The organism is Streptomyces albospinus (assembly GCF_014648695.1).
Lineage (GTDB): Bacteria > Actinomycetota > Actinomycetes > Streptomycetales > Streptomycetaceae > Streptomyces > Streptomyces albospinus.
Genome location: NZ_BMRP01000011.1, coordinates 87774 through 94537 on the forward strand (window position 1 = coordinate 87774; position 6764 = coordinate 94537).

The following is a 6764-nucleotide window of genomic DNA, read 5'->3' on the forward strand; positions in this document are numbered from 1 at the left end:
CCGCCGGTACGGCCGTCGAGCCGGACCACGAGAGCGCGCTGTCCGCCGGTGCGGCGCGGGCCGGCGCGCTGCTCGACCGCCAGCTCACCCTCGCCAGGACCCGCGCGCACTCCGCCGCCCTCCAGGCGCTGGGCTCCTCCCGCTTCCACGCCGTGGCCGACTCGGTCGCGGTGCTCGCGTCCGAGGCGCCGCTGGCCCGCACGGCGGCGGAGGCGTCCGCCGCCGAGGCGCTGCCGCCGCTCGCCGACCAGGCGCACCGGCTGCTCGCCGAGGCGGTCGCCCTGCTCCCGCTGGCCCGCGCCGGCCACCCGTACAACGCCGCCGCGCTGGCCGCCGACCACCGCCAGGACGCCCCCTGGCACCAGGTCCGGCTGCTGGTCCGGCTGAGCCGCTACGCCCATGAGGTGATCGCCCCGGAGGACGCCGACGCCCGGCTCACCGAGTCCGGCCGGGCGCTGGAGCTGCACCGGGACGCCGCCGAGGCCGCCGCGGCAGCCGCCACCGCGGCCCGTACGCCGCGGATCGCGCCGGCCACCGCGTACGCTCTCGGGCTTCTGCATGCCGATCAGCGCCACGAGGTCGAGGCGGCCCGTTTCGCCTTCGGCCGGGTCTGGCTGCCGAGACCGGCGGAGCACACCGTCTGAGAGCGAAGCGAAGCGCACCGAGGGGGAGACGTGGGAAAGGCGACAGTGGGAAAGGCAACAGACCGGAAGGGACGGGGAGGAGGCGAGGGACGGATGCCGGACACCGCACCGATCCGCGCCGCGGGGTGCGTGCTGTGGCGCCGCTCGCCCTCCCACAGCGGGGTCGAACTCGCCCTGGTCCACCGGCCCAAGTGGGACGACTGGTCCTATCCCAAGGGCAAGCTGAAGCCGCGGGAGAACGCGCGGGACGGAGCGCTGCGCGAGGTGCTGGAGGAGACCGGCATGACCTGCGAACTGGGTCCCGAACTCCCCACCGTCCGCTACCTGGTCGGCACCCGCCCCAAGGTGGTCCACTACTGGTCCGCCGAGGCCACCGGCGGCGGTTTCCTCCCCAACAAGGAGGTGGACCGGCTGCTGTGGACGACCCCCGAGGCGGCCCGGGACATCCTCACCCAACCCCGGGACAAGGAGCTGGTCGGAGTGCTGCTCAGCGTGCTCCGGGTGAGCGGACGGGGGTTGTGAGGCGTAGGGGCTTCCCTTCTGACGTTTCGCTGCCGTGGGCGCCGGGGCGTGACTACCGTGTGTGTTCCGGCCGTTACGTGAATGGCGCCGGGGAACAGATCCACGCTTTCCACTTCCACGCAATGGTCTGATGAACACCCCCACGGTGTTCCTGAGGCTGCCGGACGGCCGTACCGTGGCGTACACCGAGAATGACGATCGCGGTGAACTGATCGAGGAAAACGGCAGGGTTGAGGGTTTGCAGCGCCGATATGACGCGATGCGTGACCTGGCGCTGCGCCCGGCCGAATCGCGGAAGTTCATCATCCGGATGCTGGAGGAAGTGCCGTGCGATCCATCGACCTGAGCGGTGTGACGTGGCGTAAGAGCAGTTACAGCAACACGAGTGGCGGCGAGTGCATAGAGGTCTCCGACGACTTCCCGGCCCTCGTCCCCGTCCGTGACAGCAAGAGCCCCGACGGCCCCGCGCTCGTCTTCGGTGCGGCGGCCTGGGAGTCCTTCGCCGCCGCGGTCAGCCGGGGCGGGTTCACCGCCTGAGCCCGCGGGCCCCGGCGCGACGCATACTGGACGGATGCTGTACGCGGAAATCGAGATCAGCTCGTTCCTCAAGGCGCGCCGTGCCGCGCTCGACCCGGCCGAACTGGGTCTGCCCGGCGGGCACAACCGCCGCCGGGTCCGCGGGCTGCGGCGCGAGGAGGTCGCCCAGCTCGCCGGGATCAGCGTCGACTACTACACCCGCATCGAGCAGGGCCGGGCGCCCGCCATCTCCGACTCCGTCCTGGACGCCATCGCCCGCGCGCTGCGGCTGTCGGGCGGCGAGGTGACGTATCTGCGGAACATCGCGGCGCCCCGGCGGCGCACGGCCGGGGAGGTGTGCGCCGCCTCCCCGGGCGGGCCGCGGCAGACCGTACGGCCCGAGATCCAGCAGCTGCTGGACGCGATGGACACCGTGGTCCCGGCCATGGTCATGGGCCGCGGCCTGGACATCCTGGCCTGGAACGCGCTCGGCGGCCGGGTCGCCTTCGACTTCGCACCGCTCACCCCGGACCGGCGGAACGCCGCACTGCTGGTCTTCCTCGACCCGGCCGCACGGCAGCTGCACCCGGAATGGGAGAAGAAGGCCGAGGAGGTCGTGGGCAACCTGCGCGCCGACAGCGGGCGGTACCCGGACGATCCGCGGATCTGCGAGGTGGTGGGCGAACTCCTGGACCGCAGCCCGGAGTTCCGGCGGCTGTGGGAGGCGCAGGGGGTGCGCGAGTGCCTGCGCGGCACCAAGCGGATCGTGCACCCGGAGGTCGGGGAGCTGAGCGTCACGTTCGAGAGCCTGCGGCTGGGCACGGATCCGGATCAGGCGATGGTGACGTACACGGCCCCCCGGGGATCGGTGACGGAGCGGCGGCTGCGGGAGCTGGCGGACCGGGTGGGCGGCACCGTGCTCGCGGCCGGGGCGGCCTGAGGCCGCGGGTCAGGCGCCCCGGGGCGCCAGTGCCTCCCACCGCACCGTGACCTCGCCCTGGCGCCGCCGCCGCGGGTCGCCGGCCAGCGGCCAGTCCGCGGCCAGGGACTGGACGGCGGCTCGCCACCGCTGCCGGGCGCCCAGCGCGCCCAAGGGGGCGGCGGTGGCCCAGGCGCGGTCGAAGTCGCGCAGGAAGGCGTGCACCGGCTCGCCCGGCACATTGCGGTGGATCAGCGCCTTCGGGAGTCGTTCGGCCAGGTCGGAGGGGGTGTCGAGGGAACCGAGCCGGGTCGCGAAGGTGACCGTGCGGGGGCCCTCGGGGCCCAGCGCGACCCAGACGTGCCGCCGCCCGATCTCGTCGCAGGTGCCCTCGACCAGCAGCCCGCCGGGCGCCAGCCGGGCGCACAGCCGCTGCCAGACGGCGGCGACCTCGTCCTCGTCGTACTGGCGCAGCACGTTCGCGGCCCGTATGAGGACCGGGGCGCGCCCCCGCCCGCCCGGCAGCGGCACCTCGAAGCCGCCGTGGACGAAGTCCAGCCCGGCGCGCTCGTACGGGCGGGCGGCGGCGACCCGCGCCGGATCGATCTCGATGCCCACCACCTGGGCGTCCGGCCGCACCGTACGCAGCCTCCCCAGCAGCTCCAGTGCGGTCCACGGGGCGGCGCCGTAGCCCAGGTCGACGGCGACCGGGTCGGTGGTGCGGCGCAGCACGGCGCCGTGCTCGGCGGCGATCCAGCGGTCCATGCGGCGCAGCCGGTTGGGGTTGGTGGTGCCGCGGGTGGCGTTTCCGACCGGGCGGGACGGCGCGGGCGCCGGGGCGGCGGTGGAGACGGGGGAGCGGCGGGCCATGCATCGAGGGTATGGGGTGTCGGGGGCGGGCGGTCCCAGGTCACGCTTTGGCAAAGTGCACAGGAGGCGGGCCGGACGGAAATGGATGGCCGGCCGGCGTTGTTGCAGGGGGTCGGAGGCGCGCCGCCCGCCACGCCAAGGAGGTAGCTCGCAGTGAGCCAATACGTGTCCCGGCTCCGCAGCCGACCCCACGGCCCGTTCCCCGGCCCGGCGCGGTTGCGGCTGCCCGGGGGACCCCGCCGCCCCCGCCGGGTCGCGATGCTGAGCGTCCATACCTCCCCGCTCCACCAGCCCGGCACCGGCGACGCCGGCGGGATGAACGTCTACATCGTCGAGCTGGCCAAGAAGCTCGCCTCGATCAACATCGAGGTGGAGATCTTCACCCGCGCCACGACGGCCACCCTCCCGCCCGCCGTCGAGCTGGCCCCGGGAGTGCTGGTCCGGCATGTCGACGCGGGCCCGTACGAGGGGCTGGCCAAGGAGGAGCTGCCGGCCCAGCTGTGCGCCTTCACCCACGGCGTGATGCAGGCATGGGCGGGCCACCGCCCCGGCTACTACGACCTGGTGCACTCCCACTACTGGCTCTCCGGCCATGTCGGCTGGCTGGCCGCCGACCGCTGGCGGGTGCCCCTGGTCCACGCCATGCACACCATGGCCAAGGTCAAGAACGCCGCGCTGGCCGTCGGCGACACCCCCGAGCCACCGGCCCGCGTGATCGGCGAGACGCAGGTGGTCGACGCCGCCGACCGCCTGATAGCCAACACCGCCGAGGAGGCCGACGAGCTCATCCGGCACTACGACGCCGACCCCGGCAAGGTCGCGGTCGTCCACCCCGGCGTCAACCTCGACCGCTTCCGGCCGACCGGCGGCCTCGGCTCCGCCACGGTCGCGGAGAGCCGGGCCGCCGCCCGGTCCCGCCTCGGGCTGCCGCAGGACGCGGTCATCCCGCTCTTCGCCGGCCGCATACAGCCGCTGAAGGCCCCGGACATCCTGCTGCGCGCCGCCGCCGCACTGCTCGCCGAGGACCCCTCGCTGCGTTCCCGGCTGGTCGTCCCGGTGGTCGGCGGGCCCAGCGGCAGCGGTCTGGCCAAGCCGGAGGGTCTCCAGAAGCTGGCCGCCCGGCTCGGTATCGCCGATCTGGTGCAGTTCCGCCCGCCGGTCGGCCAGGAGCAGCTCGCCGACTGGTACCGCGCCGCGTCCGTCCTGGTCATGCCGTCGTACAGCGAGTCGTTCGGACTGGTCGCCATCGAGGCCCAGGCGTGCGGCACCCCGGTCGTCGCGGCGGCCGTCGGCGGGCTGCCGGTCGCCGTCCGGGACGGCGTCAGCGGCTTCCTGGTCGCCGGCCACGACCCGGCCGACTACGCCCGCGCGCTGCGGCGCTTCGTGGACGACCCGTCGCTGGCCGCCCGTATGGGCGCCGACGCGGCCCACCACGCCCAGTCCTTCGGCTGGGACACCGCCGCCGCGGCGACCGGCGACGTCTACACCGCCGCGATGCAGGAGCGCCGCCGTCACCTACGATCCCTCCATGGGTGAGGACATGGGTGAGGAACGACAGATGACCGCCGGTGCCGCGATCGAGCGCACCCTCAAGGACGCCGGCCTCGAATGGGAGTCCCCCGCCGAAGGCAACTACGTCGTCAAGCTCCCCGGCACCCGCAAGCTCTCCACGACCTGCTCGCTGGTCGTCGGCCGCCACTCGCTGTCCATCAACGCCTTCGTCGTCCGGCACCCGGACGAGAACCACGACGCGGTCCACCGCTGGCTCCTGGAGCGCAACACCCGCCTCTACGGCGTCAGTTACGCGATCGACCGGCTCGGCGACATCTACCTGGTCGGCAAGCTCCCGCTCGCCGCCGTCACCCCCGACGAGCTCGACCGGATCCTCGGCACGGTGCTGGAGAACGCCGACGGCAGCTTCAACACCCTGCTGGAGATGGGCTTCGCCACGGCCATCCGCAAGGAGTACGCCTGGCGGGTGTCGCGCGGCGAGTCCACCCGCAATCTGGAGGCGTTCGCCCACCTGACGAAGCGGAGCACGGAGGCGTGACCCGCGGGGGGCGGCCTGCGGCAGCCCCCCGCCGCCACGGCCCGCCCCGCGCCTCCGGCTACGTCCCGCGCCTCCGGCTACGGCACGAACCGCACCTCCGGGTAGCGCCCCGACGGCCCGTCCAGCAGCCTGGTGTCCCGCCCGCGCAGCCACCGGTCGAAGAACGCCGTGACATACGCCCGCTCGGCGGCGACCGCGCGCCCCGGATCGACCGTCCCGATCACCGCCGCGAGCGCCTTCCGGGACAGCCCCAACTGCCGTGCGATCTGCGGCATCATCGCCTCCGCGTCCGTGTAGCTCGCATGCCGGCCGCCGGTCAGCGTCAGGTCCCGCAGCCAGGCCCCCGGCCGCGTGCTGTGCCGCCACACCGCGTCCCAGGACGCCACCGTGTGATGGGTGTCCCCGGCCATCCCCATCAGCAGCAGCGGCCGGTCCACCCCGTCCCGCCCCACCGTCGACGGATGGGACGGGTCGTCATCGCGCTGGGTGTAGCCCAGCACCCCGTCCAGGTCCGCCGCCGCCCTGATCCGCGGGTCGTCATGCATGGTCTGTGCCGCCGTGAACCCGCCCGCCGACTGCCCGAACATCCCCACCGCGCCGGTGTCCAGCGCCCCGCGCAGCCCCTCGGGCAGCACGGAGGCGGACCCGGTCCGCCCCAGCTCGTCGAGCACGAACCGGGTGTCGGCCACCCGCACCCCGCTGACCTTCTCCAGCAGCTCCGTCATCCGGCCGGTCCGCTGCGCCTTCGCCATCTCCGCCGGCATCACGCTGCGCGCCACCCGCCCGTCGGGGAACTGCACCGCGGGCGTCTCGTAGGTGTGGTCGACGGTCACCACCGCATAGCCACGGGAGGCCAGTTCGTCGCAGAGCGTGCTGCCGAGCGAGCGGGGATCGCCGGCGCCGGGGGAGTAGAGCACCACCGGCAGCCGCAGCCCCCGCTGCCGGGCCACCGGGGCGCCGGTGTGCGCGTGGGTGAGGGTGGCACCCCACGCGACCTTCCCTTTCGGTACGTATGCGGCGAAGTTGTTCAGCGCGTCGAACCCGGCCGCCTCGCCGGCCGTCAGCTGCGGCGCCCGCGGAAACCGCCCGGTGTCCTTCGTGGCCGGGTAGCGGACGCTCACCATCAGCTCCCGGTGGGTCTGCCCCGCGACCCACGGGTCCGGCCGCCGGCGGTCCGTCAAGTGCAGGGAAACCGTGCCGATTTGGTAGCGGCCGGTGGGGGCGGGCAGCGTCAGGGGAGCGG

Annotated in this window: 7 protein-coding genes and 2 pseudogenes; 7 read left to right on the forward strand and 2 right to left on the reverse strand. The window is 74.1% G+C overall.

Annotation, left to right across the window (positions count from 1 at the left end; all coding sequences use genetic code 11):
* From IEZ17_RS42435 to IEZ17_RS17205, 5 genes and pseudogenes are all read left to right on the forward strand, one after another.
* A pseudogene (locus IEZ17_RS42435) lies at nt 1-644 on the forward strand (CHAD domain-containing protein); the annotation flags it as partial.
* 93 nt (nt 645-737) lie between these two features.
* The gene (locus tag IEZ17_RS17190; protein ID WP_189301036.1) at nt 738-1166 is read left to right on the forward strand and encodes an NUDIX hydrolase; all 429 of its coding nucleotides are present in this window, start codon (nt 738-740) and stop codon (nt 1164-1166) included.
* A gap of 121 nt (nt 1167-1287) precedes the next feature.
* Nucleotides 1288-1512: pseudogene (locus tag IEZ17_RS17195) on the forward strand (Scr1 family TA system antitoxin-like transcriptional regulator); the annotation flags it as partial.
* Entirely contained in the window at nt 1494-1703 is a 210-nt protein-coding gene (locus IEZ17_RS17200) for a DUF397 domain-containing protein (RefSeq protein WP_189301038.1), read from the forward strand. The pseudogene IEZ17_RS17195 and the gene IEZ17_RS17200, both read left to right, overlap by 19 nt.
* Before the next feature lie 34 nt (nt 1704-1737).
* Nucleotides 1738-2622, forward strand: a complete 885-nt coding sequence (locus IEZ17_RS17205; protein ID WP_189301039.1) for a helix-turn-helix transcriptional regulator — start codon at nt 1738-1740, stop codon at nt 2620-2622.
* Nucleotides 2623-2631: 9 nt separating this feature from the next.
* On the opposite strand, the gene IEZ17_RS17210 is transcribed toward IEZ17_RS17205, so the two are convergent.
* Nucleotides 2632-3471, reverse strand: a complete 840-nt coding sequence (locus IEZ17_RS17210; protein ID WP_189301041.1) for a class I SAM-dependent methyltransferase — start codon at nt 3469-3471, stop codon at nt 2632-2634.
* A 153-nt stretch (nt 3472-3624) separates the two neighbouring features.
* Here IEZ17_RS17210 and mshA point away from each other — a divergent pair, with 153 nt between their 5' ends.
* The gene (gene mshA / locus IEZ17_RS17215) at nt 3625-5007 is read left to right on the forward strand and encodes a D-inositol-3-phosphate glycosyltransferase (RefSeq protein WP_189301043.1); all 1383 of its coding nucleotides are present in this window, start codon (nt 3625-3627) and stop codon (nt 5005-5007) included.
* The gene (locus IEZ17_RS17220; RefSeq protein ID WP_229852336.1) at nt 5000-5521 is read left to right on the forward strand and encodes a type III secretion system chaperone family protein; all 522 of its coding nucleotides are present in this window, start codon (nt 5000-5002) and stop codon (nt 5519-5521) included. Before mshA ends, IEZ17_RS17220 begins: the two co-directional genes overlap by 8 nt.
* A gap of 77 nt (nt 5522-5598) precedes the next feature.
* Here IEZ17_RS17220 and IEZ17_RS17225 read toward each other — a convergent pair.
* The coding region (locus tag IEZ17_RS17225; RefSeq protein WP_189301045.1) for an alpha/beta hydrolase family protein at nt 5599-6764 on the reverse strand (1166 nt) is incomplete at its 5' end.

What these genes read in the sequence shown, in the direction of transcription:
- IEZ17_RS17220 (WP_229852336.1), top strand. Translation starts at nt 5,000, where the DNA reads ATGGGTGAGGACATGGGTGAGGAACGACAGATGACCGCCGGTGCCGCG.
- IEZ17_RS17210 (WP_189301041.1), bottom strand. Translation starts at nt 3,471, where the DNA reads ATGGCCCGCCGCTCCCCCGTCTCCACCGCCGCCCCGGCGCCCGCGCCG.
- IEZ17_RS17190 (WP_189301036.1), top strand. Translation starts at nt 738, where the DNA reads ATGCCGGACACCGCACCGATCCGCGCCGCGGGGTGCGTGCTGTGGCGC.
- IEZ17_RS17205 (WP_189301039.1), top strand. Translation starts at nt 1,738, where the DNA reads ATGCTGTACGCGGAAATCGAGATCAGCTCGTTCCTCAAGGCGCGCCGT.